The sequence below is a fragment of the Pseudoalteromonas sp. AOP31-A2-14 genome (genome assembly GCF_052378035.1).
In the GTDB taxonomy this organism is placed as follows: domain Bacteria; phylum Pseudomonadota; class Gammaproteobacteria; order Enterobacterales; family Alteromonadaceae; genus Pseudoalteromonas.
In genome coordinates, this window is record NZ_JBQSXI010000001.1 from 473552 (window position 1) to 497902 (window position 24351).

21 protein-coding genes, 1 other RNA gene and 2 pseudogenes are annotated in these 24351 nt (G+C 40.5%); 18 read left to right on the forward strand and 6 right to left on the reverse strand.

The features are described 5' to 3' along the window. Window positions 1-70 precede the first annotated feature (70 nt). A complete protein-coding gene (locus ACT3S9_RS02200; RefSeq protein WP_441834746.1) occupies window positions 71-514 on the reverse strand; it encodes a YhcB family protein in 444 nt (147 codons plus the stop codon). A gap of 134 nt (window positions 515-648) precedes the next feature. Between ACT3S9_RS02200 and zapE the strand changes: the two genes are divergently transcribed. The 8 genes from zapE to ACT3S9_RS02240 all read left to right on the forward strand — a co-directional run bounded on the left by zapE (window position 649) and on the right by ACT3S9_RS02240 (window position 7423). After that, window positions 649-1737, forward strand: a complete 1089-nt coding sequence (gene zapE / locus ACT3S9_RS02205) for a cell division protein ZapE (RefSeq protein WP_441834747.1) — start codon at window positions 649-651, stop codon at window positions 1735-1737. A gap of 273 nt (window positions 1738-2010) precedes the next feature. After that, the gene (rplM, locus tag ACT3S9_RS02210; protein ID WP_441834748.1) at window positions 2011-2439 is read left to right on the forward strand and encodes a 50S ribosomal protein L13; all 429 of its coding nucleotides are present in this window, start codon (window positions 2011-2013) and stop codon (window positions 2437-2439) included. Window positions 2440-2447: 8 nt separating this feature from the next. Further along, window positions 2448-2840: a 30S ribosomal protein S9 gene (gene rpsI, locus ACT3S9_RS02215; protein ID WP_441834752.1), complete on the forward strand. Its 393-nt coding sequence runs from the start codon at window positions 2448-2450 to the stop codon at window positions 2838-2840. An 835-nt stretch (window positions 2841-3675) separates the two neighbouring features. Beyond that, window positions 3676-4266 carry a ubiquinol-cytochrome c reductase iron-sulfur subunit gene (gene petA, locus ACT3S9_RS02220; RefSeq protein WP_441836136.1) on the forward strand — a complete coding sequence of 197 codons (591 nt, stop codon included), beginning with the start codon at window positions 3676-3678 and terminating at the stop codon, window positions 4264-4266. After that, window positions 4266-5531 (forward strand): cytochrome b, encoded by a 1266-nt coding sequence (locus ACT3S9_RS02225; protein WP_441836135.1) that lies wholly within the window; start codon window positions 4266-4268, stop codon window positions 5529-5531. The genes petA and ACT3S9_RS02225 overlap by 1 nt, the downstream gene beginning before the upstream one ends. Continuing rightward, entirely contained in the window at window positions 5528-6271 is a 744-nt protein-coding gene (locus tag ACT3S9_RS02230; RefSeq protein ID WP_441836134.1) for a cytochrome c1, read from the forward strand. The genes ACT3S9_RS02225 and ACT3S9_RS02230 overlap by 4 nt, the downstream gene beginning before the upstream one ends. A 79-nt stretch (window positions 6272-6350) precedes the next feature. After that, window positions 6351-6977 carry a stringent starvation protein SspA gene (sspA, locus tag ACT3S9_RS02235; RefSeq protein ID WP_441836133.1) on the forward strand — a complete coding sequence of 209 codons (627 nt, stop codon included), beginning with the start codon at window positions 6351-6353 and terminating at the stop codon, window positions 6975-6977. Next, window positions 6977-7423, forward strand: a complete 447-nt coding sequence (locus ACT3S9_RS02240; RefSeq protein WP_441836132.1) for a ClpXP protease specificity-enhancing factor — start codon at window positions 6977-6979, stop codon at window positions 7421-7423. Before sspA ends, ACT3S9_RS02240 begins: the two co-directional genes overlap by 1 nt. A 100-nt stretch (window positions 7424-7523) precedes the next feature. Here ACT3S9_RS02240 and dolP read toward each other — a convergent pair whose 3' ends face one another. From dolP to ACT3S9_RS02260, 4 genes are read right to left on the reverse strand one after another with little or no spacing between them, the layout of a single operon-like run. Next, on the reverse strand, window positions 7524-8093 hold the full coding sequence (gene dolP, locus ACT3S9_RS02245) for a division/outer membrane stress-associated lipid-binding lipoprotein (RefSeq protein WP_441836131.1): 570 nt from the start codon (window positions 8091-8093) through the stop codon (window positions 7524-7526). Beyond that, entirely contained in the window at window positions 8093-8680 is a 588-nt protein-coding gene (locus ACT3S9_RS02250) for an SIS domain-containing protein (RefSeq protein ID WP_441836130.1), read from the reverse strand. Before ACT3S9_RS02250 ends, dolP begins: the two co-directional genes overlap by 1 nt. Before the next feature lies 1 nt (window position 8681). Beyond that, on the reverse strand, window positions 8682-9053 hold the full coding sequence (locus ACT3S9_RS02255) for a YraN family protein (protein WP_441836129.1): 372 nt from the start codon (window positions 9051-9053) through the stop codon (window positions 8682-8684). 29 nt (window positions 9054-9082) lie between these two features. Further along, a complete protein-coding gene (locus ACT3S9_RS02260) occupies window positions 9083-10963 on the reverse strand; it encodes a penicillin-binding protein activator (protein WP_441836128.1) in 1881 nt (626 codons plus the stop codon). Between the two features lie 61 nt (window positions 10964-11024). On the opposite strand from ACT3S9_RS02260, the gene rsmI reads away from it, so the two are divergent. The 7 genes and pseudogenes from rsmI to ACT3S9_RS02295 all read left to right on the forward strand — a co-directional run. Next, window positions 11025-11882, forward strand: coding sequence for a 16S rRNA (cytidine(1402)-2'-O)-methyltransferase (rsmI, locus tag ACT3S9_RS02265; RefSeq protein ID WP_441833659.1), 858 nt, complete (start codon window positions 11025-11027; stop codon window positions 11880-11882). 42 nt (window positions 11883-11924) lie between these two features. Next, an RNA gene (rnpB, locus tag ACT3S9_RS02270) (RNase P RNA component class A) lies at window positions 11925-12304 on the forward strand. A gap of 775 nt (window positions 12305-13079) precedes the next feature. Next, the gene (gene ltrA / locus ACT3S9_RS02275; protein ID WP_086960535.1) at window positions 13080-14354 is read left to right on the forward strand and encodes a group II intron reverse transcriptase/maturase; all 1275 of its coding nucleotides are present in this window, start codon (window positions 13080-13082) and stop codon (window positions 14352-14354) included. A gap of 221 nt (window positions 14355-14575) precedes the next feature. After that, window positions 14576-15613: an IS110 family transposase gene (locus ACT3S9_RS02280; RefSeq protein ID WP_301563131.1), complete on the forward strand. Its 1038-nt coding sequence runs from the start codon at window positions 14576-14578 to the stop codon at window positions 15611-15613. A gap of 685 nt (window positions 15614-16298) precedes the next feature. Next, a complete protein-coding gene (locus ACT3S9_RS02285; protein WP_444511471.1) occupies window positions 16299-17177 on the forward strand; it encodes an NAD(P)-dependent oxidoreductase in 879 nt (292 codons plus the stop codon). Between the two features lie 388 nt (window positions 17178-17565). Beyond that, window positions 17566-17910, forward strand: a complete 345-nt coding sequence (locus ACT3S9_RS02290; RefSeq protein WP_444511470.1) for a cupin domain-containing protein — start codon at window positions 17566-17568, stop codon at window positions 17908-17910. Window positions 17911-17912: 2 nt separating this feature from the next. Further along, window positions 17913-18071, forward strand: a pseudogene (locus ACT3S9_RS02295) (MFS transporter); the annotation flags it as partial. 29 nt (window positions 18072-18100) lie between these two features. Here ACT3S9_RS02295 and ACT3S9_RS02300 read toward each other — a convergent pair. Further along, the gene (locus tag ACT3S9_RS02300; protein ID WP_089367531.1) at window positions 18101-18862 is read right to left on the reverse strand and encodes an IS5 family transposase; all 762 of its coding nucleotides are present in this window, start codon (window positions 18860-18862) and stop codon (window positions 18101-18103) included. A gap of 89 nt (window positions 18863-18951) precedes the next feature. Between ACT3S9_RS02300 and ACT3S9_RS02305 the strand changes: the two are divergent. The 3 genes and pseudogenes from ACT3S9_RS02305 to ACT3S9_RS02315 form a co-directional block, all read left to right on the forward strand. Beyond that, window positions 18952-20094: pseudogene (locus ACT3S9_RS02305) on the forward strand (MFS transporter); the annotation flags it as partial. A gap of 77 nt (window positions 20095-20171) precedes the next feature. Continuing rightward, on the forward strand, window positions 20172-21104 hold the full coding sequence (locus ACT3S9_RS02310; protein WP_441836516.1) for a sugar kinase: 933 nt from the start codon (window positions 20172-20174) through the stop codon (window positions 21102-21104). A gap of 477 nt (window positions 21105-21581) precedes the next feature. Beyond that, window positions 21582-24308 carry a poly(beta-D-mannuronate) lyase gene (locus tag ACT3S9_RS02315; RefSeq protein WP_441836517.1) on the forward strand — a complete coding sequence of 909 codons (2727 nt, stop codon included), beginning with the start codon at window positions 21582-21584 and terminating at the stop codon, window positions 24306-24308. Window positions 24309-24351: the final 43 nt, after the last annotated feature.

Here is a 24351-nt window from a genome sequence, read left to right on the forward strand (position 1 = left end):
ATTTATAAGTTTAATTAAATAAAACGTAAAGCTGTTCTATTTATTGACTATGGGGTCGAAAAAAAGTTCATCAAGAGGCTTTAGAATGTTCTGAAACTTTATTTTCACCAGCAAATAAGCCAGATTCACCTGATACATAATCCGTTGGTTGAGCTTGTGCTGATGAGCGGTCGCTTTGACGTTCTTGCAGCGATGATTGCAATTGCTCTGTGGTCTCTTTTGAGAAGAATGGCTCTGTAGGATGCTGCTTTTTATCTTGTACAAGTAAGCGATTAGTATCATCAACATGGCTTAATAACTGGTCGTAGTTATCTTTCATTTTGTTAACTAACTTACCGGTGCTAGCTAAGTGATCAGCCACATCTTGACGATATTGCGCTAATGCATTTTTAGCTTGCTCGGCTTGTTGTTCAAGTTCGTCTTGTTTGAACTGTTTTTTAGTTACAAATGCACCAAGAATAAAGGCGACCACGGCAACAATAATGATTATGCCAACCCAAGTAACTGTACCCATAAATTTACCCCTTTGGGAAAGTGTGCGTGTAAATACGCATTCATTAATAAAACTTTGCTGGGGTTAATATACCCCGAGTTACGATGCGTGTTAATATATTACGTAAATTAAACCCAGTTTTATTGTAACCCGCTATGACGCCTTGGCAAAAATATCAACAAGATTTACAACGTGAAGACTTTGTTCATGACGAAGCACAAGAAAATGCTGTTCGCCATTTGCAGCGTTTATATGATGATTTAACTGCACCGCAACCAACAGTGAAAGGTTGGTTTGCAAAGCTCTTTACTAAAGATAGCACGCCAGTAATTAAGGGGCTGTATTTTTGGGGCGGTGTGGGTCGTGGTAAAACTTATTTAGTTGATACTTTTTATGAAGCGCTCCCCTTTGAGCGAAAGATGCGTGTGCATTTTCATCGCTTCATGCACCGAGTACACGATGAGTTAAAAAAGTTAAAAAATACTAGTGACCCACTTAATACTATCGCTGATATTTTTAAAGCTGAAACCGACATTATCTGTTTTGATGAGTTCTTTGTTCAGGATATTACCGATGCGATGTTGTTAGGTGGCTTAATGGAAGCTCTATTCGAGCGCGGTATTGTGCTGGTCGCCACATCAAATATTATTCCTGATGAGCTTTATCGCAATGGTTTGCAGCGAGCTCGTTTTATACCCGCAATCGAATTAGTAAAGGCCAATACTGAAATAGTTAATGTTGACTCAGGCATTGATTACCGCTTACGGACCCTTGAGCAAGCTGAAATATTTCATAGTCCTCTTGATGAACAAGCAGACAAAGACTTGTTTGAGTATTTTGATAAGCTATCGCCAGAGCCCGGTAAACTTGATACCTCCATTGAGATAGAGGGACGTGTTATAAAAACTCGCAAAGTGTCAGATTCCATTGTGATGTTTGAATTTAAAGAGCTTTGTGAAACAGCGCGTAGCCAAGTTGATTACATGGAAATAAGCCGTTTATATAACACTGTGATACTGGCAAACGTTAAACAGCTTGGCCAAGCAAACGATGATGCGGCAAGGCGATTTATTGCTTTAGTTGATGAATTTTACGAGCGCCATGTCACATTAATTATTTCAGCAGAAAAACCGATCACCGAATTATATACCCATGGTAATTTAAATTTTGAGTTTAAGCGCTGCATCAGTCGGTTACAAGAAATGCAGTCGGTAGAATATTTAGCAAAAGAGCATTTAGCTTAAATAAGCTGAGGATGGAAGGTTAAAGCGGCTTTGACTTGTCACTTTTTACTTTCGAGTATTTTCTTGTGGAAAAAAACAACCGTCCGGTAGCAATGTGTTTTAAGTGCTGGTATACTCCCGCGTCTGCCACGTTGCGTTCTATTGCCCTCAATTAGTTTAGCCTCTAGTGAGTGGCCTAAAGTCTTAAACTCGAAGGGGTTGAAGCATATACTTAGAGCGGTAATTAATAATAATTACCTGTGGTTTTAATTGAAAAACATTGGATTTTTATAAATGAAAACGTTTGTTGCTAAACCAGAAACAGTAAAACGTGACTGGTATGTAGTTGACGCTGAAGGTAAAACTTTAGGTCGTATCGCTACTGAAATCGCTAATCGCTTACGCGGTAAGCATAAAGCTGAGTACACTCCACACGTAGATACTGGTGATTACATCATCGTTATCAACGCGGAGAAAGTTACTGTAACTGGTAATAAGTTCAAAGAGAAAGTGTACTATGCTCATACTGGTTTCCCAGGTGGTCTTAAGTCTACTACTTTTGATAAACTTCAAGCTGCAAAGCCTGAAATGATCATCGAAAAAGCTGTTAAAGGCATGTTGCCACGTGGTCCTTTAGGACGCGATATGTACCGTAAACTTAAAGTTTACACAGGTACTGAGCACAACCATGCTGCACAACAGCCTCAGGTTCTAGACATTTAAGGAGCACTATCATGGCAAATCAATACTACGGTACAGGCCGTCGTAAAAGTTCAAGTGCTCGCGTATTCTTACGCCCAGGCACTGGTAACATCGTAATTAATAAGCTCTCTCTTGAAGAGTACTTTGGTCGTGAAACGGCTCGCATGGTTGTTCGTCAAGCATTAGAGCAAGTTGATATGACTGAAAAGTTTGACTTACACATCACTGTTTCAGGTGGTGGTACAACTGGTCAAGCTGGCGCAATCCGTCACGGTATCACTCGTGCACTTATGGAGTTTGACGAGTCACTTCGTCCTGAGCTTCGTAAAGCAGGCTTTGTTACTCGTGATGCACGTAAAGTTGAACGTAAGAAAGTGGGTCTTAAGAAAGCACGTAAGCGTCCACAGTTCTCAAAACGTTAATATTTACGTTTGTCAGAATTTCAAAAACCCAGCTTTGGCTGGGTTTTTTGTTGACGGAAAGCTTTAAGGTATATGTTGTAAGCTCGACACTAAACTTCTAAAATTTAAAGCCTTATTCACCAATGAGATAACCTAAGTGCGATACAAAGTCGTGAAGATGCGAGCTTAAAAAAAGGTTGAAGACTAGAAATTAGGTTAACCCTGATATCTGTAATCTGATATTTTCCATAGTTTGCGCGACTTTACGCGACATAGTGCCCCCCTCACACACCTGTCCAAATTATAAATAAGAATGTTAACAAGTCCTGTAGGCAGGGTTTACCTAGCACATGGTTTTAAAGCCCCGAGTCTACTTTATCGTAGTCGCATCACACTCTAGCCCCCTAATATCTGATAGTTGAAATCTCTTTTTTTTGCTTGATTATTGCTCAGATTTGGCGTTTGCTGTGTATAACTTTAAAAAAAGTTCATTAAATATAGCAATTAGTGTAAATCCGTCAGTTAATTGGTGAATTTTTTTGCTACAATTGTCAGGCAAGTAATGTGAGCAAGTTTGATATCGCTATGTGCAGTTTATACTGCTTCCTCTTAGTGTGATTGATCTTGGTCAGTAATTATTTTTATAAAGTCGCTATTATAAGCGGCTCTATGCTCGAGCTAACTTAGTCATTTAGTTGATAAAGTCGGGATTATTCGAGCATGGGGCTGTTAATAACCTTGTTTTAATCAAGGGTTTTATTTATGATCGCGTCTAACTTAAAATTCGAAAAATTAACCTGCTGTAACTGATGTTCTCAATATAGCAAGTGTTGAGAATCATAGTGGAGATAAGTGGATGAGCAATGCGCCTGTAGACAATGGCCGACGTCGCTTTTTAACCATAGCTACCTCTGTTGTAGGTGGTGTTGGTGCGGCTGGGGCTGCTGTTCCTTTTATTGCGTCTTGGAATCCAAGTGAGCGAGCTAAATCTGCAGGTGCGCCTGTAGAAGTAGATATCAGCAAACTTGGGTCAGGACAATTAATACGTGTCGAGTGGCGTGGTAAACCTGTATGGGTTATATCACGGACCCAAAAAATGCTTGAGCAGATGAAAGGTCATGAAGAACAGCTTCGTGATCCTGCGTCTGAAGAACCTCAGCAATTAGAATCTGCAACTAACGAGTTTCGGTCACAACGACCGGATATATTTGTTGCTGTAGGTATTTGTACGCACTTAGGGTGCTCACCTAGCTTCCTTCAAGGTAGTTTTGGTGAGAAAGTACAAGGTACAGATGATGGTTTCTTCTGTCCGTGTCATGGCTCTAGGTTTGATATGGCTGGACGTGTTTTCCAAGGAGTACCAGCTCCTTTGAATTTGGAAGTTCCGCCTTATACCTTTGTTGATGACACCACTATTATCGTTGGTGAAGAAGAAGGGGCTGCGTAATGCTTGGTAAAATTATTGGTTGGATTGACGACCGAATTCCATTGACACGTACGTGGAACATGCATGTTGCACAATATCCAGCGCCAAAAAACTTTAACTTCTGGTACTTTTTTGGCTCACTAGCCATGTTAGTACTTGTTAATCAAATCCTTACCGGTATTTGGTTAACAATGAATTTTGTACCTTCAGCTGAAGGTGCGTTTGCGTCTGTTGAATATATCATGCGTGATGTTGAATACGGATGGTTACTACGTTATTTGCACTCAACAGGTGCATCAGCATTTTTCGTAGTTATATATCTACATATGTTCCGTGGCATGATCTACGGCTCCTATCAAAAGCCACGTGAATTATTGTGGTTATTTGGTATGTTTATCTTCCTTGCTTTAATGGCTGAAGCATTCATGGGTTATTTACTTCCTTGGGGGCAAATGTCGTTCTGGGGGGCGCAGGTAATTATTTCACTGTTCGGGGCTATTCCGGTTATTGGTGATGATTTAACGCTTTGGATCCGTGGCGACTATGTAATATCAGGGGCAACGCTTAACCGTTTCTTTGCATTACATGTTATTGCCTTACCATTGGTTATCGTAATCTTGGTATTCTTACATATTGTTGCTCTTCACGAAGTGGGTTCAAATAACCCCGACGGCGTTGAAATAAAACGTAAGAAAGGTTCTGTAGCTGAAGAAGATAAGCCTAAATTTAAATTCCATGAGTACTACACTGATAGGAAAGATATTGTTGACGCGATACCGTTCCATCCTTACTACACTGTAAAAGATATTGTGGGCGTGGTTGGTTTCTTAATTCTGTTTTGTTGGGTGGTATTTTTTATGCCTGCTATGGGTGGATTCTTTTTAGAAGCGCCAAACTTTGAAGCAGCAAATCCACTTAAAACACCAGAGCATATTTTCCCTGTTTGGTATTTTACGCCGTTCTATGCAATCTTGCGTGCAATTCCTGATAAGTTAATTGGTGTTGCAGCAATGGGGGCATCTATTGTGGTGTTGGCACTAATGCCTTGGATAGACCGTGGTACTGTTAAGTCGGTTCGTTATCGTTGTGGTTTCCACAAGTGGAATATTGCAGGTTTTGTGGTTACGTTCATTATCCTTGGTTGGGTAGGTGCAACACCACAAACAGACTTTAAGACGATTTTATCGCAAGTTTGTACTGTGACTTACTTTATGTTCTTCGTACTGTTGTTTGTTTACAGTAAGAATGAAAAAACTAAGCCATTGCCTGAGAGGTTAACGAAATGATGAAAAAGCTACTTATCGGTTTATTTGCTTTATCAATAAACGTATTGCCGGCAATGGCGGCGGGTCCTACGGCTTCTTTGATGGAAGCGGGCAATGACCTAACGGATCAGCCTTCGTTGCAACGTGGTGCTAAGTTGTTCATGAACTACTGCCTTGGTTGTCACCAAATGCAGTATCAGCGTTATAAACGTACTTTTCAAGATATTGGTATTCCAGATGAAGTCGGCGAAGAGCAACTTATTTTTGATGGCTCAAAAGTAGGTGGTCACATCACTAATGCAATGTCGAAAGAAGATGCTGAAAAATGGTTTGGTGCGGCTCCGCCGGATCTAACAAATGTTGCGCGTGTACGTGGCAGTGATTGGATTTACACCTATTTAAAATCGTTTTACAAAGATGAATCTCGTCCGTTCGGTGTAAACAATACGTTATTCCCATCAGTAGGTATGCCACATGTTCTGCAAGAGTTGCAAGGTGTTCCTACCGCAATTACTGAAGAAGTAACAGTAGATGGTAAAACAACCACTCATATCACTGGTACAGAAACTGATGGCACGGGTGAAATGAGTGTCGATGAATACGACCGAGCAGCTCGTGACATAACTAACTTCCTTGAGTATGTGGGTGAACCTTCACGTCTTGAGTCAGAAGCATTAGGTCTTAAGGTAATTGGATTTTTAGTCATCTTATTTATCTTGGCATTTATGCTTAAGAAAGAATACTGGAGAGATGTTCATTAAGTTTGAACATATTTAAAGGTAATTTTGCAATAGGGGCTTAAGCCCCTATTGCTGTTTTTGTTATTTAATGGAGGTAGGCATGGCCGTAGCTGCCAATAAGCGCCCTGTAATGACTCTTTTTTCTGGTGCTAACTGTATGTATAGCCACCAAGTACGTATTGTACTTGCTGAAAAAGGCGTAAGTGTTGATATTCACCTGGCTGAAAAGGATAACTTACCAGAAGCACTTCATGAAATTAACCCTTATGGTACAGTACCAACACTGATTGACCGTGAATTGGGTTTATATCAGGCAAACATCATCATGGAATATCTTGATGAACGTTTTCCTCATCCTCCACTAATGCCTGTTTATCCGGTAATGCGTGGCCGTAGTCGCTTAATGATGCATCGAATTGATACTGACTGGTACAGCTTAGCTGAAAAAATCAATACAGGTGCAGCTGATGCTAGTCAAGCCCGTAAAGAGCTTACCGAAGCGTTACTAGCGATCGCACCAATCTTTTCTGAAGCACCTTACTTTATGAGTGAAGAATTCAGCTTAGTTGATTGCTATTTAGCACCGTTACTATGGCGTTTGCCTGAGCTTGGTATTGAGCTTACTGGCGCAGGCGCTAAAGAGCTTAAAGAGTATATGATCCGCTTATTTGAGCGTGAATCATTTCAAGCCTCTTTAACTGAAACTGAGCGCGAGATCCGTTTATAATGACGCCTAATCGTCCTTATTTACTGCGCGCATTCTTTGATTGGATTGTTGATAATCAATGTACACCGCACCTTGTGGTTAATGCTGATTTTGAGCAAGTGCAGATACCAACCCAGTTTGTCCAGGATGGTCAAATTGTATTGAATATCAGCCCATCAGCTGTGACCCAATTTTCGATGGACAAACAGCAGCTCAGCTTTAATGCTCGTTTTGGTGGTCAGCCGATGCAAGTATACGTACCTTTAGGTGCTGTACTCGCAATTTACGCACGCGAAAATGGTGAAGGTACTGTATTTACCGCAGATGAGTTTTTAGAGGACGAAGACGATTTTGCGCCGGAACTTGAAAGTGTTGATTTGGATAGTGGTGATATACCGCCTGATGACGAACCAGCACCGGCTAAGCCGGATAAGAAAAAAGGTGCTCACTTACGAGTGATTAAGTAGCTTTTAACTTATTAAAAAACCCGCTGAGAAGCGGGTTTTTTGTGTCTGGGATACTTGAAAAAGGAAAAGTTAAGTTAACAATGAAACTTTTTGACCTGATCTATAAGTAATATTCAAATACTTTAATTACCCGCTCTACACCAGACACATTACGTGATACTTCAACAGCTGTCTTTGCTTCGTTGCCTGAGACTAAGCCCATTAAGAATACTTCACCGTTTTCAGTCACTACTTTAATATTATTACTGCTGAGATTTTCCGTTGTGAATAGCTGGGTTTTAACCTTAGAGGTCAGCCATGAGTCATGGGTTTTGGTAGTCATACCCACATTAGAACCAATACGAATTTGATTATGAATTTTACGAATACCATCTACATTTTCAACTGCTTTATAGGCTTCGTCTTTCATTTCTTGATTAGCAACTTGGCCGATTAAAAGCACAATACCATTGACGCTGATAACATCTAAATTTGCATGCTGCTCTAATCGTGAAACTTCGCTGATAGCTAGGTTACTTTTAATTTCAATATTATTATCATCAATTTGTGAACCTAGTGTGCGACGGTCGTTAGCTGCGGTTACCGCACCTGCAGTACCCGCAACAACGGCTGCGGCACAGCCTTGAAGTAATACAACGGCGCCTAAGACAAGTAGAGAGCGTTTAAACATTAATTTTCTTCCTGTGGAAATAGGGTCAAATCAATTAATTCACTTAAACAATGTAAATTAACTAAATGAGATTCAATAATACGGCTAGGGCGCTTTGATGGAACACGAATCTCAACGTCATTTGCACCTAGCAAACCGACTAGTTCACCACCATCACCACCCACTAATACTATGACCTTCATATCGCGGGTAAGTGCCGCTTCGACGGCAGAAATTATATTTTTCTCGTTACCGTTTATCGCCAGTACTAATAATAAGTCGCCTTTTTGTGCAAAAGCACGTATCTGTCTAGCAAAGGTATCGCGTTCATCAATTTGGCTTTGCTGTGACAGATTTATTTGTTCTTGAGAAAGTGCCACAGCAGGCAAACAAGGGCGTTCGGTTTCATAAAAGTTAATTAGTACACCCGCCATATGCTGTGCCAGCATATGGCAGCTGGAGGCGCCGCAACAAATTAATTTATTACCATTAATAAGGCTTTGTGCGATAGTGAAAGCAGCAGCTTCTAGGGCGCTAGGCAGTACTTCCCCTGCGGCAATTTGTACTTGAATACTTTCTGTGAATATTTCTTTAATAGTATCTTGCATATTAAAATACGTTTTTTATCCAATTAATTTGTGGTGCGCTTTCGCCGGTAATTGCCACATAATCAATGCGCATTGATTGTGTCGGCAGATGCTTAGCTGCTAAGTAGTGATATATGGTGCGGCGTAAGCGCGATTGCTTTTGTTTACTTAAAGCATAATTCGCGCCTCCGCGAGCGTTATTTTTACGAAATTTAACTTCTACAAAAACCAATTTATCGCCGTCACGCATGATTAGGTCAAGTTCACCAAACTGGCAATTGTAGTTACGCTCTATTGCAGTTAACCCTTGGCTAATTAAGTACTTTTGCGCTTGTAGCTCATAATACTGTCCTTTTTCACGGCTATTGTGCCACAGTTGTTTAAACCACGACATGTTACATTCCTTGTCATAGGTAAATATAATTACTCAGCGCGTTGCTCTGTGCTCGCTGACTGCATAAATAGTGGTAATGGTTGTCTGGTTTCAAGTGAGACCGCTTTAATTTGTTTATTTTTATACTGAGCCCAATTTAATTGACGTGTTACTTGGCCATCGCTTGCAATACTAAGTTGGCCTGTTAACCCTGAGTATTGTTTACCTGAGATCATACTTAATTGCGTTATATCACTAAGCATTGAGATAGAGTCATAAGCCATAGCAAATAGGCGCTGGATTATGTCGGCTTGGTCAGGCCAAAGAGATTCATACTGGTGACGCAATGTGTGGTTGTTATTTAGTTGTTCATCCAACATCCACGGTAACTCAGTAAAATAAAGGCCTTCTAAGTCGCCTTTATCGGTTTTGTCTATTTGCTTACTGTGACTTTTTGAGCTGGCGTATAAGGGAATGCGCTCTGAAAATGTACTGACGTTTACATCTAAATATGGCTTTATCAAGCGAGTTTCGATAGCGTCACCCAAAATATAAATCACGTCAATATCACCACGTGAGCGCGTCTCACTTTCAACTTCAGGTTTGAAAAGTGATTTAACAACATCTATACGTTGTTTAGAACTATCCACTTCAAGTAAGTCAACAATAGTTTTGGGCATATCTTGTCTATCGTTATATAAACCGACTTCCGCTTTTGTCTCGCTATAACGGTGCCACTGTAAATCAAAATAATCAACCAAGCGTTGGCCTGCAGCGGTATTTGGCGCTAGCAACATTGGTTTTTGGTAGCCAATAGCTAAAAAGTGTTCGAGTGCTTGTTGGACTTCATGTTCAGGACTTAAGGCAAAATAGTAATGTTGTAATGAAGCTCGCTCACCATCAGAGTTATTTAGGTGAAGCGTAGGAATATTTTGTAAGGTTTTAGCTGCAGCTAATTTTTCTATATTGTTTTTAAGAAGCGGCCCCACAACAAAGTCTGGTTTATGCTCGCTAAGTGCAAGGGCTATTTCATCGCTACTGAGAGTTTCATCAATGAAAATTGTTTCGTTAATATCTTGGTTATCAAGCGCCGCCAATACACCGGCCTTTAAGGCATCGCCTAATCGGGTATTTGCACCTGTTTGAGGTAACAAAACCACAATACGATCAATGTTAAGAGGCTTTACCTGCATTAATTCAGTGACCTTTTTGGGTAGAACTGCGGCTGCAGGGTGCCCAGGATAACGACGTTGCCAGTTATTCATTGCTTGATGAAGTTCAACTGGTTCACCCAAATAAACTTGATTATAAAGAGCTAGATTAACCCAGCCTTGTTGGATAACTGAACCTCGATTAAAGCGCTCTAGTGCATAAGATGAAAGCTGTTGAATGTTGGTCCATAAAGCTTTGTTTAAATTCGGGATCTCAATATCATTATTGGTAGCAAGTTCAGACGCATTAAAATAATAAGGCATGGCTTGTTTTGGCATATTTTGTGAAGCGTAAATACTGGCGGTTAAATATTGATGCCAAGCACTATGTTCAGGCAAACTTAACTTACCGTCTACGCTATTAAGTAGCTCTAACGCTTGATTGTTTTTATTTTGTTGAATTTGGGCGTAGGCAATATAAAGTGAGTTTTGTATTTTATCGACACTGGGGGTACGTTCAAGTTCAGAGCAAATTTGTTCAAGTAACGGCCAGCTCTGCTGTGTGATAGCCGCATCTCGCGCACTATAAAGTAGTTGTATTTTATCAGCACCTTGTCGATTTAAGGCATTTTGGTACATCGAAAGTGCATCAATATTTTGATTTTGTACCGTGTTAGTGGCTGAACTGAGGTTTTCAGTGTTTTTAGTCGGTTTTTCGGTTGTACTACAAGCCGATAACCCTGACAATATAATAATTAGACTAACAAGTTTAAGTCGCACAATGATTTCCCAATACGTTATCGCGATTTGCTTATATTACTGACTGACGCAGGAGACCTCAATGTTAAATGAGGAGAATTCAGATAAAATTGGCACTCTTTACATTGTCGCCACCCCAATTGGTAATTTCGACGACTTGAGCCAGCGTGCAATTGCGACACTATCGCAAGTTGACTTAATCGCGGCTGAAGATACTCGCCATACCGGAAAGCTACTAAGTCATTTTGGTATTAAGGCTAAAACCTTTGCATTACATGATCATAATGAAAAGCAAAAAGCTCAGCAGATCATCGTTCAGCTGAACCAAGGTTTAAATATAGCACTAGTTTCAGATGCCGGAACACCGCTTATTAGCGACCCAGGTTATGCGGTGGTTAATTTATGTCGTGAGCAAGGTGCTCATGTTACGCCAATCCCCGGGGCGTGCGCTGCAATAACTGCCGTGTGTTGCTCAGGACTCCCTACAGATCGCTTTCAGTTTATAGGTTTCACTCCAGCTAAGAGTAAAGCCAGACAAGACTTTTTTATCGAAGCGGTTAGTTCAAATATCACCAGTATTATGTACGAAAGTACTCATCGGATTATGGCGAGCTTAGACGACCTTGAAGCGGCACTTGGTAAAGAGCAGCAAGTGGTATTCGCCAAAGAGCTGACCAAAACCTTTGAAACATTTTTTGATGGCACCGTCGTTGAATTAAAACAGTTTTTAACTAACGACCCAGCCAAGCAGCGTGGCGAAATAGTATTAATGTTGCCGGGGAAACCAAAGCTTGTTGATGAAATCTCTCCAGAAGCGCGTAAAATGTTGACTTTACTCGAAAGTGAAATGCCAATGAAAAAAGCCTGTGGCATTGTTGCTGAATATTTTGGTATGAAGAAAAACGCCCTATATAAAACAATTATTGATGAAAAAGGTTAAATCTTTACTGCACCCAGCGTTAAGCTCAGGTATAATGCGCGCCGAGTCAGCCAAGATAATCGCTGCCTGTGACGAAAATGAGCAGGGGGAGGAAAGTCCGGGCTCTATAGGGCAGGGTGCCAGCTAACGGCTGGGGGGCGTGAGCCCACGACAAGTGCAGCAGAGAGGAGACCGCCAACCTTCGGGTTAGTAAGGGTGAAAGGGTGCGGTAAGAGCGCACCGGGCCACTGGTAACAGTTGGTTGCAAGGTAAACTCCACCCGGAGCAAGACCAAATAGGGTTCTATCATTTTAAATAATGAACGCGTGGCCCACGTGAGAACCGGGTAGGTTGCTTGAGCCATAGAGCGATTTATGGCCTAGACGAATGATTATCACTTTCTTAGGAAAGGACAAAACCCGGCTTATCGGCTGACTCACTCATTCAAGAAAAAGCCCGCAGTGCAAGCTGCGGGCTTTTTTGTTTGCCCAGCGAAGCTGGCAAACCCGATAGGCTGAAAGATGCCTTATCACCCTGACTAAGGGGAAGATAATCTGAATGGCAAGGGCGTCACTGGCCAACGGTGGGGTCTGAAGGAAGCCATAAGAAGTTAGAGGTACACAACTAACCGTAACCTGTTTCGGCAGTATTGGTGGGTCAGCGTGCAAAATAGCGCAACGCCCTATACTTAGTCAGACCAATACTGTGCTTGAGGGTGGGATTTCTAACAGGGAGCCAGTGCAGTAACTGGGGAAGCCTGGCATCTAAACTTAATGAGAGTAAGTGGCCTAAATTCAAGGTGAAAGCCAAGATTTAGTGTCGGTGTGAGGTGGCAGATGAACCCGTAGTAGTGAGTAAGGCTAGGCCGATGAAAGCCAGTAATGGTGTGGAGGGGAAAACCAAGCCGACCATCAACATTATGTTTGATGGGGTCAACTTTAGCCAAAAGCTTTAATTGATTGCGAAGGGGGGAAGTATTCTTTAAGCGTATGAAAGACGGGAACTTTTGTTTATCGGCTCACAAGTATTTCGACGGAAATAGCCAAAATATGACGGCCAAACAGGAATGTAGACGCTGAGAATTGAAGGGCGAGCAATGGAGTAATGACTGACCACTTAGGCAGATTGCCAAAAAAGGCTAGCACACCTAATGTCATCATGAAGAATCAGCGATAAGTAGAGTGACACGAGCAGACATACCGCAAGCAAAGGCAGAAAATGACAGTTTACTACAGCTTGTACGGACAATTATTAGACATTAATAACCTGTACAAGGGATTCAAAAAAGTGAAAGCAGCTAAAGGAGCGGCCGGAATAGATAGGCAGACCGTAGGCGCATTCGCCCTGAATTTAGAAGCAAACTTAAAACAACTGCAACTTGAGCTGCAAACCAAGCAATATAGGGCACAACCTGTCAAACGGGTGGAAATACCCAAAGATGATGGCGGTGTCAGAATGCTAGGTATCCCCGCAGTTCGAGACCGAATAGTGCAACAAACACTATTGAACATACTCCAACCGATATTCGACATCGACTTTCACCCATCGAGTTATGGGTATAGGCCGAAACGAAGCTGTCATGACGCTATCAGTAAAGCAAGTGTATTTATCCGTAAATACCATCGCGACTGGGTCGTAGACATGGATTTGTCGAAGTGTTTTGACCTGCTTGATCATGCTTTGATAATTAGGAGTGTTAGACGCAAAGTGACGGACGGTAGTATTTTAAAACTGATTAATCAGTTCTTAAAAAGCGGAGTAATGATAGGTGAACACTGGGAGGCTAGTACGATAGGAAGCCCACAAGGTGGCGTAATTAGCCCGTTATTGGCCAATATCTACCTAGATGCTTTCGATCAAGAAATGAAAAAGCGTAATCACCGAATAGTGAGGTATGCAGATGATATCTTGATTTTGTGCAGCACAGAAAAAGCAGCGCAAGAAGCACTTAAGGCATCCACCCAGATACTAGAGCGAGACTTGAAATTAACCGTGAACCAAAATAAAACCCATATTGCTCATAGCAGCAAAGGAGTGAAGTTTTTGGGAGTAGAGATAGGTAGCCAGTGGACACGGATACAAGCATCAAAACTCATCGGGTTTAAACAAAAAGTGAAGCAATTAACAAAACGTAACGGCGGCATAAATTTAGCAGAAGTAATAAAACGGCTAAATCCAGTTGTGCGCGGTTTTGTAAATTATTTTAGTATAGCCAATTGTAAACGAGAGCTAAAAGCCTTGGCAGGTTGGATCAGACGAAGACTAAGGGCAATACAGCTGAGGTTGTGGAAGAAGCCATCAAGGCTACATCGACGACTAAAGCAGTTAGGAAAAAAGCCACCGTTTAAGTTCATTAAGATGAACTCGTGGCGTAACTCACTAAGCCCTTTATCTTGTGTATCGATGCCAAACCAATGGTTTGAGGAGCTTGGTTTATATCCAATAGAAAAAGTGAATACGGGATGGCTTGCTTTATCGGCGTTTAGGAAATAAGTTGATAAAATGTGAAGGGTACAGGAGCCGTATACGAGGTCCGTACGTACGGTTCTGTGAGAGGGATGAGGCATAAGCCTCACCCTACTCGATGTGTTTGTTTTTCCTACCACCAAGGCGCCCTTACATAGTAATAAGCTCGTCTTAAACAGATGTATGGACTCCCACTTCCATCAGAAGTAACGTAATAAGTGTCCAAACTTTTACTAAGGAGCCCATACATGTTGAATTGTAATGTGATAGCGATTGATTTAGCAAAAAATTTATTTCAAGTTTGCAAAACGCAAAGCAATGGCAAAGTTATTTATAACAAAACAATAAGCAGAGCCAAGCTTAAAGAGTTATTAATTAAAGAAAAGCAATCTTTAGTTGCTATGGAGTCATGTGGCGGAACGCATTATTGGGCGCAATTTGCTAAACAGGCAGGGCACCAGATCAAAGCGATTAACGCGCGACAGGTAAAAGCATTTCGTCAAGGGCAGAAAACCGATGCAAATGATGCGCTGGCTATTTCAGTTGCAGCGAGACAGCCTCATATAAAAGGAAGTCGTTTACTTTCAGTGCAAGAGCAATGCTTACAAGGCATTGAATGTATGCGTGATTTATTAGTCAAAGAAAAAGTCAGTTTAGGTAATCAACTAAGAGCTTTATTGTTAGAGTTTGGTTACCCAATTGCTCAAGGGGATACGAAGTTGACCCAAGCGATACCTGAGATATTAGAAGATGCTGAAAACAGCCTAACAGGCGCTTTTCGCTTCACAATTAACCGAGTTTATCAGCGTTTTACTGAGGCGATTGAAGAGGTGAAGCTGATTGAAAAGCAATTGCATGAAGTAATTAAAGAAGATCAAACCTGTATACGTTTGCAAGCATTAGAAGGCGTGGGACCTGTCTGTGCAATACTGATTAAAATAGCACTAGGTAATATAACCCATTTTAAAAATGGTCGAGAAGCTGCGGCCTGCTTTGGTCTAACACCAGTACAGCATAGTAGCGGGGGAAAACAAAATATAGGCTCGATATCTAAAGTAGTAGGAAATAAGAAGCTGCGTAGTGCTTTGTATAAAGGCGCATTAGCTGTTGTTTCACAACTAGAAAAAAGAGAAGTTCGTAGCCAAAAAGATATATGGTTAAAAGCATTAAGTGTACGTCGAGGCAAAAAAGTAGCCGCTATAGCGTTAGCAAATAAAACAATCAGAACGGCTTTTGCAATGCAAAAGCATAACAAAGATTATCAGCCACAATTACTTGTGGCTTAAAGACTTGTCAGAAAGATCGATTGAAATAGGTAAGACCGACCTTCAATAGACTGTTAGGGTCTGAAGTTTGAAAAACTGCTCAACAGAAAAGTCATGAAGGTGCGAATACATTTGAGGCCAGGGGTAGCTCCTCAATTTGAGCCCGTATATAAGCTAGCATCTAATTTATTTCAATTTTATTTTTGACATTAATAGGGAGTCCATATAAGACCCTAAAGTAAATTTATAACGTTTACTTAGTTCCTAAGCTAACCCTGTGAATTGCAGGGTGTTGGCTCATCTTACATATATATACAGCTTAAGTTTCAGCAAACCTTTATTACCAATATTTATGATAAGTTATCTTTTCGCAATTATATGCACCAGAGAGTGACATTTCCTACTAAATCCTTTGTTATAGTGCGCTGCAGGGGAGTGAGTGATAATGAAAATTCTAAATTAAAGTTACATGAAGCGATGTTTAACTTTACAAATGTTAGTTATTGGTTGACAAATTGGATATATAGTAATAATGTTTTTGCATGAAAATTGGTAACCTCTAAGGTAAGGTTTAGAGGGAATCGATATATAACCAGAGTTATATTTAGCGTAAAGTTAAATGTGGCTCTATTTAATTAATAATAAATGGCGTTCTACGGCAGTTATTTTTACTTACAAACAAGTGTTATCACACTAGGAGTTAAACATGTCAAAACCTATCATCGGTTTCATCGGCTTAGGCTTAATGGGCGGGAATATGGCCGAAAACTTACAAAACAAAGGCTATGAGCTGATTGTTATGGACCTCGATAAAGAGGCTGTAGCGACATGTACTGCCAGAGGAGCAAAGTCAGCTGATAATGCGAAAGAGTTAGCTGCCGGCGCTGATATTGTCATGCTTTGCCTTACTACATCAACTATCGTTGAAAAACTTGTTTATGCTGACGATGGCATTCTTGCAGGTATTAAAGAAGGTTCAGTATTAATTGATTTTGGTACTTCAATTCCTTCATCAACGCAAAAAATTGGCGCTGATTTAGCTAAGAAGGGTGTAGGTATGATCGATGCACCGCTAGGCAGAACTCCAGCTCATGCTAAAGATGGCTTACTTAATATTATGGCGGCAGGTGATATTGAAACGTTCAATAAAGTTAAACCTGTTTTAGACGAGCAAGGTGAGAATATATTCCATCTTGGTGAGTTGGGTGCTGGCCATACAACGAAGTTAATCAATAACTTTATGGGTATGACAACAGTATGTGCTATGTCTCAGGCATTTTCAGTAGCAGACCGTGCTGGTGTAGATCGTCAGCAGCTTTTCGATATTATGTCTACGGGCCCTTCTAGCTCTCCATTTATGAAGTTTTGTAAAAACTATGCTGTTGATAATGTAAGCGACCTTGGTTTTTCAATTGCTAATGCAAACAAAGATTTAGGTTACTTCCTACAAATGGTTGAAGATTTAGGTACAGAGTCGAAGATAGCCGAAGGTTCTTCTGCTAATTTACAAGCTGCATTTGACGCAGGTATGGGTAAAGGTAACGTGCCAGAAATTTTTGATTATTTCCGCACATTAGAAAAATAATATCAGTACCGTGTAATACAGCGCTTAATTCAGGTTACTCATCTTTTTATCATGAAGTACTTGTTTTTAAGCGCTAATAATAGCTTAACTTGGTTTTTCTTAACGATAATAATTACTATTTTATCAGGTTATTAAAATATTAACCTAATTTATCGTATAAGTAATTAACCATTATATTTATATATTTTAGTAGGTTACTGGCGTGATGAGCCTAATGATCTTAAGCCACGCAGTTGGCATTACCAGCCTTAAAGGTTAGGTGGTTAAGTTCCTATTGATGGGTGACGCGCAGTTAGCTGAGCAAGTGAACATTTACATAAAAATAAAATATTTATTTAAAAGGCCAATGCGCTGTTTATTAAATGAATAATGATTAGGAGTAATTTAGATGCAAAAGCAAAGTGCGCACTTTTCATTTGGCAATGAAGCTGAAATTGAAGATTTAGGTAATGGTTTAAAACGTCAAATGCTAGGCTATAACGAAGAGTTAATGGCAGTAAAAATTTGGTTCAGTGAAGGTGCGATTGGTTACAACCACGCGCATCGTCATTCTCAAGTTACCTATGTTGTTGAAGGTGAATTTCATTTTAATATTGATGGCGTAACTAAAGTGCTAAAAGCCGGTGATAGCTGCTTTATGCCTCCACACGCTGATCATGGTGCAACCTGTCCAACTGGCGGTATTTTAATTGATACCTTTAGTCCTATGCGAGAAGATTTCCTTAAGGATTAATTATGAAACTTAAAGGCTTACGTTGGTGGGTAATAGCATTAATTGCACTTGCCACCATAATAAACTACATAGACCGCCAAGCACTTAGTGTGCTGTGGCCAGATATTGTTAATGACTTATTTCCCGATAAAACAGTTTTAGAACAAAAGCAAATATACGCTAGGGGCTGTTGATCTTTGTAGTACATATATCAATCAGCCCACATTGGTAGCCACATCATAGTAAATGCTAAAGCGAGCATTGAATGATAATTTCGTTCAAGCTTTTCATACCGCGTGGCTATCCCTCTATATTGCTTAATACGGCCAAATGCATTCTCAACCAAGTGCCGATATTTGTACATGCACCAGTCAATATCTTCATTGCCTACTAAACTGTTGCCCTTACGTGGAATAACGGGTGTAGCGTTATTATCACGAACAAACGCTCTCAGTTTTTCACTGTCGTAGCCTTTATCTGCGACAACCATATTACTTGTTGGGCAATTAGCTACGAGTGACTCTGCATGGACGATATCATGCGTATTCCCACAGGATAATTCATAATAAACAGGCAACCCTCCGCTATCGACTGCAAGATGAATTTTCGTAGAATTTCCACCTCGGCTCTTTCCAATTGATTCATTGTCAGCAGTTCTTGCACCGCAACTATGTTGATGAGCCCTGACAATACTGCCATCAATGAAGACCCAATCCATGTCCGCATCACGAGATAATGCGCGAAACAGTTCATTCAAAATCCCTTTTTTGGACCATAAATTAAACCGTCTGTAGATAGCACTCCAACGGCCAAAATCAGAAGGTAAATCTCGCCATGGAATACCTGTGCGCATCTTATACAGTATGCCTTCGAGCGTTTTTCTATGGTTGGGCTTATTATAAATTCGACCACTTAAGTACATTACTTTTGATAAGACATTCCATGTCCCGTCTGTTAACATTAATCTTGGCATGTAGGTTCGGTGTAAAGTTTTCTGGCGAATTCAATTATACCTTATCTTCATGCTGTTTGTTTTTCATACCACAAAGATCAACACGCCCTAATATTTCAATTGTGTTTGTGTTTGCTTATGCTTTTGGCCAAGCTATATTTGGTAAAATATTTGACTGGATAGGTACTCGTTTAGGTTTTGTACTCTCTATTGGTGTTTGGTCTCTTGCTACTATTGCACACGCATTGGCGCAAGGTGTTCTGAGTTTTAGTTTGTTCCGCGCTATTTTAGGTGTTGCCGAAGCGGGTAACTGGCCAGGTGCTGCAAAAGGTAATGCAGAATGGTTTCCTACGAAAGAGCGTGCACTTGCTCAGGGGATTTTTAACTCCGGCGCAGCCATTGGCGGTATTATTGCAATTCCTCTTATTGCTTATTTAACAGTTTACTTTAGCTGGCAATTAGTCTTTATCATTATAGGTGCACTGGGCTTTCTTTGGTTATTACCTTGGTTAATTCTAGTTAAATCACCACCAGGTTCTCACCCGTGGATCACAGAAGAAGAACGTGAATATATATTAACTGGCCAAAAACGACTTGATGATAATGGTGAAGAAACTAGTGACGAAGATGAGTATAACCCTTCAACTGGTGAGTTATTAAAACGTAAGCAAAGCTGGGGCGTTATAATTGCGTCTGCGGCAATTGACCCAATTTGGTGGCTATTTGTATTTTGGATACCTATCTACCTAAATGAAGTGTATGGCATGGATGTAAAATCTATTGGTATATATGGTTGGGTTCCTTATGTTGGTGCGATGTTTGGTGCTTGGTTTGGTGGATTACTCGCGCAAAACAGGCTTAAGGCCGGCTGGAATACTGATAAAACACGAAAGCTGACAATTACGCTGGGGTGTTTGATTATGTTGCCTGCTTTACTTGCTATGGCGGATCCAGGTGAGCCAGTTGTGGCTGTACTAATTATGGCCGTTATCTTGTTTGGTTTTCAAACAGCCATTGGCAATGTACAAACATTACCAAGCGACCTATTAGGTAAAAAAGCAGTGGGTACATTATCTGGATTTTCAGGTATGGCTGCTAAACTAGGTGCAGTAGGATTAACTTCGCTAGTTCCTTATTTAACCGCCGGAGGGAACTATATGCCTGCGTTTGTAATAGGTGCGTCATTAGCGATTATTGCGATGGCAGCTGTTTGGATACTAATTCCAAAAATTGAGCCACTAAAGAAGCTCTAATAATTTGATATAAAAGTTACGCGGTGCGGACATATCCTTGTCCCATCGCTGAGCGTTACTTATGGTAAGTATTTAAAATGAAAAACATTTATTTTTTTGGTGAATGTATGGTTGAGCTCAGAGCAATGAGTGAATCAACTTTATATAAGTCATTCGCTGGGGATGTTTATAATTCAGCTGTATATTTAAAACGCTGCTTCCCTGATGTTACTGCATCGATGGTCACTGCCGTTGGGCAAGATAAACTAAGTGAACAAATGTGTGAGCGTTTTAGCAGTGAAATGATAGACACTCAATTTGTTTTTGCGCATAACGATAAAGTACCTGGCATGTATTACATTGAAACTGATGAAGCAGGAGAACGCAGTTTCACCTATTGGCGTAATGATTCTGCTGCCAAAAAAGTGGTTGATTTTTTAGATGCTGATACGCTTGCGGATTTAGCATCTGCAGAAATGTTCTTTTTCTCAGGTATTTCGTTGGCTGTTATAGAGCAAGGTGCCAGATCACTATTTTGGCAAAAGCTGGCTGAACTTAAAAAAGCGGGAGTAAAGATTGTTTTTGATCCTAACTACCGTGAACGTCTGTGGCAAACGACCGAGGAAACTAAAGAACAATACGATCAAGCATTTAGTTTAGCTGATATTGTACTGCCTGGAGTTGAAGATTTTGCCAAGCTTTATGATATTCATAGTGTGGAAGGTGTAGTTGATTTTTGTAAGTCATATGAACTATCAGAAATAGTAGTTAAAAATGGCCCTGAATCAGTTGTAACTATTGAAAATAACACACAGTTAAGCCATAGCATCACGCCGGTTAAAAATGTAGTAGATACAACCTCTGCTGGAGATGCCTTTAATGGTGTTTATCTTGGTGCTCGTATGTCAGCACACACTGTCACTGATGCCGTAAAATTGGCTGCAAAAGCGGCGGCTACGGTTATTCAGCAACCTGGTGCTGTCGCACCTAAAGATATATTTCTGCAAGCAATGAATGAAGTAGAAATTTAATAGTAAGTTCAAGTTAAGTAGTCACTTTGACATATAGTCAAAGTGACTTAGTTTTTTATGCCGCTAAGCTGCTATCGTAGCTACACCCCCATAAGTTTAAATTCTAAAAGATTACACCTCTAACCAATTAAGTCTGTTTAAAAACCCTCTTGTAAAATTTCAAAGCAAATATTAATTTTTACTTTATTACCAGTGCATGTTAATTGGTAATGCCCATCCTGTGCAGGTTGTTACTGACCTTTAGTCTTAGTTGATCCCTTACTATTAAAGTTTGGAGGATTAATTGTGAATTAAATGTTGTATTTATTGATCGATTGTACTGGTAAGTTTCATTTTAGTATGATTATATTACCCCTTGGTTAACAATTGTACGTAAATGTAAAATAATTTGGTAATAACATTTTCGTTCATTTGGTAATATGTTGACTTGAGAGCTACTAAAAAATTATAACCATGCAATTGGAGAGTAGAACCTTTATGAACTTAAAAAACTTTGCACTATGCGCTGTTGCAGCAGCAATAATGGGTTGTAACAGTGACACAAGTAATAATACGAATACGCTGGGGTCTGTATCCCTATCGGGAACCGCGTTAACAGGTGAGTCATTAAGTGCAAGTGTCAATGACTCTGACGGTATATCAACTGATATTACTTACTACTGGTATGCAGATGGTGAGATGATCTCGGGGGCTAACAGTTCATCATTTACACTTACTGATCAACAAGTAGGCCTGCCAGTTACAGTGCAGGCACTTTACACCGACGATGGTGGAATTAATGAGTCACATCTTAGTGAGCCAACGGATAATGTTTCAGCTGTTGCTTTTGACTCTACGGTCACGCTTACAGGTGATGCACTTATTGGCTCAACGTTAACTGCGAATGTTGCAGATGAAAATGGTTTTGATAGCGACACTGTTATATATACGTGGTTTGCTGACGGTGTTGAAATAGAAGATGAAGTACTGCTTACGCTTGAGCTAACAGAGGCACAGCTGGACGCTGCTATCACCGTGATGGCTACTTTTGTAGATGACAGAGGCTTTGAAGAATCCGCAACCTCTAGCGCAACAACTCCAGTCAAGCGTGTTAATTTTGAAGGTGACGTTATTGTTCAAGGTACACCAGCTTTTGGCGATACGTTAACTGCTGTTCCTAGTGATCCAGATGGTTTACCTGATGAAATTACTTATCAATGGTTTGTAGATGATGAAGCAATAGCCGGTGAAACACAAAGTACCTATGTTGTTGATCCGTCACTTTTAGGTATGTCGATAACCGTGCAAGTAACCTATATCGATGACTATGATTTTCCAGAAGATAATTTATCTGAACCTGTTGGTCCTGTCACCGAATTTGCGATTGATGAACCTGGTAGTGTGGAGATTTCAGGGGTTGTTCCTTATCTAGCCGATGCTCCATTAACAGCTGAGGTATTTGATAACAACGGTGTTGACGAAGCTAATATTTCTTATACTTGGTTAGCTGATGGAGTAGAAGTTGTCGGTGAAAATAGTAAAACTTTCACTCCTTCAGATTATGCTGGTGCAATTATTTCTGTCCGCGCTACTTATAACGATAATGATAATTTCCCAGAAGCGACCGTTGAAGGTGCCCTGACTACTTTAGTTTATAGTCAGATAGTTAGTGACGCTAATGAACTTGTAGGAGCCGTCAATACTGGTTTAGCTGATGGTACTGTTGTTGGGCTTAAAAGCAATAATTATGATGATATGGAGCCTATTCTATTAACTAGTGCAGTGACTTTACGTGCCGTTGAAGGGGAAACCCCGAAGATTCTTGGTGAAACTTGTTTTCATGTTGCCAGTGGTGTGGTTGGTGCTGAGATAAGCGGCCTGAGTTTTATAAACATTGACACCAAAATCGATTCATTTTGTGATCTTGAAGAAGCCGCGGTTATTTATTCTGAAGGTGACGACTTTGTATTTTCTGAAAATACCATGGATGGCGAGGATGAAACTTTAAACAACGAGGCCTACCACTGGATGGTATTACAAGGGAATAACGCTCTAATTGAACGTAATACCTTCACAAACCGTGACAATGCGCTTGAAGGCTCAGTAATCAAAATGGCCTCCTCAAGTGTTGATCATACGCTGCAGTATAACTTATTTACCAATGAGATTGACGAAGGTGATGAAATCGTAAGTTATGACTCTAGTTTGATGCTAATCAATGTCGGCAATACAACCGGCAACGCTGCTGCCACTGATGCAAATTTAACTGTGCAATATAACCGTGTAGATAACTTTATTACGGGGCGCCGATTAATGCGCGTTCAAACTTCAGGGGCAACAATTAAGGGCAATACGGTTATTAATCCTAATGGTGCTATTTCGCTCGAAGATGGCGGCTACAATACGGTTACTGACAATATTATGATCCGTACTTCTGAGATTATGGACAGTGATGATAGGCCAGGCGGTGTTTTAATCACTCCTTTGGGCCATACCGTGAGCAACAACTATATTGCTGGTATTCGTGCAGATGGTAAAGAAACCGGTGGTATCGTGTTTACTGCTAACCCGCTTTCACAAGGAGATGGCGGAGTACCAAGAGATGGCAACCAAACTATACTCGACAATCCGGGTGACTTTACCCTTAATGTGAACAAAAATACGGTGCTTAACTCTATTCAACCTATTGTTTTTAGTACAGAGGTTGGCTCTAAAGTCTCAGCTGATGATTGTGATGACTTAAATGAAGAGTTCCATGAAACGTTATACGGCTTAACAAAAAACTTCTTTGTTATTAACTTTGACGCAAATTTAATTGCTAATGGTTTAAATGACAATGCCGAAGCTCAAGGGTTGTTTTTACCTTTTGATGCTAGCAGCAGCGACCACTCATTTGAATATGACTGCGACTTAATAAATCACGATGAATCAGTCTTCTCAAACAACTTCGGTTTTAGTGATAGTTATTCATCTGGCGATGTTGAAGATGAAAGCTGGGTTGATATTAGAGGCGTTAATGGTAATGGCAAGTTCGATTCAGATGGCGCTATAGACCAAAATCCAGCTGAAAATGATAAAGAAGAGCCTGACTTTGTTACCGCACCAAACACCTTAACTGAAACTAATCCAGAGGGTGCGCAAGGGGGTGCTGGAGCAAAAGGGCTACATTACATTCAAGAGTCGGAAGTGGGGGTAGGTTCTACCTGGGTTGCACAGGGCGACTAAATTTAAATCAACAAGCTTGATTAAATAACCTAAATACTTAAGC